General features: G+C 63.1%; 1 protein-coding gene. It reads left to right on the top strand.

Going from position 1 to position 967, the window contains the following annotated elements; all coding sequences use genetic code 11:
- Nucleotides 1–113: 113 nt before the first annotated feature.
- Nucleotides 114–967 (top strand): aldo/keto reductase family oxidoreductase (locus EOA27_RS38015; RefSeq protein WP_145970886.1); only part of this gene is annotated, 854 nt, incomplete at its 3' end.

Raw genomic sequence — 967 nt, 5'->3', positions numbered from 1 at the left:
CGTTGAGATCAGCCGCCATTGTTCCTAATTCCGCACAAGCCGTACCGGTTATACCCGGTTATCGGGACAGCGGCCATGAGCTATCTCCCTCGTCGACAGCGAAGGAGACCACGATGTCCAGCGTAAACAAATCCGGCACCTATAAACTCGGCGACCGTTCGGTCCGCCGCCTCGGCTACGGCGCCATGCAGCTCGCAGGCAAGGGCGTGTTCGGTCCGCCGAAAGATCATGACGCGGCCATCGCCGTGCTGCGCGAAGCGGTAGCGCAAGGCGTGAACCATATCGACACCAGCGATTATTACGGGCCCTATGTCACCAACAGGCTGATCCGCGAGGCGCTTGCGCCCTACCCCGACGACCTCACCATCGTCACCAAGATCGGCGCCCGCCGTGGCGAAGACGCCTCCTGGCTGCCGGCCTTCACAGCCGACGAGCTCGAGCAGGCCGTGCACGACAATCTCCGCAATCTCGGTCTTGAGGTGATGGACGTCGTCAATCTGCGCATCATGTTCGGGGTGCATGGTCCGGCCGAAGGTTCCATCGAGGCGCAGGTCACCAAGCTTGCCGAGCTGCAGCGCAAAGGCCTGGTGCGCCATATCGGCTTGAGCAACGTCACCCGCGCGCAGATCGCGGAAGGCCGCAAGATCTGCGACATCGTCTGCGTGCAGAACCAGTACAATCTGGCGCACCGCGACGATGACGCGCTGATCCATGAGCTGGCTCGCGACGGCATCGCCTATGTGCCGTTCTTCCCGCTCGGTGGGTTCAGCCCGTTGCAATCGTCGACGCTGTCCGACGTGGCCGACCGGCTCGGCGCGACGCCGATGCAGGTGGCGCTGGCGTGGCTGCTGCAGCGTTCGCCCAATATCCTTTTGATACCGGGCACCTCTTCGGTCGCGCATCTGCGGGAGAATCTGGCAGCCGCGGAGTTGGAGCTGTCGGCTGATGTGTTGAACGAGCTGGATGG

The organism is Mesorhizobium sp. M2A.F.Ca.ET.037.01.1.1 (genome assembly GCF_003998075.1).
In the GTDB taxonomy this organism is placed as follows: Bacteria; Pseudomonadota; Alphaproteobacteria; order Rhizobiales; family Rhizobiaceae; genus Mesorhizobium.
This window is presented reverse-complemented; position numbering and strand designations above follow the sequence as displayed.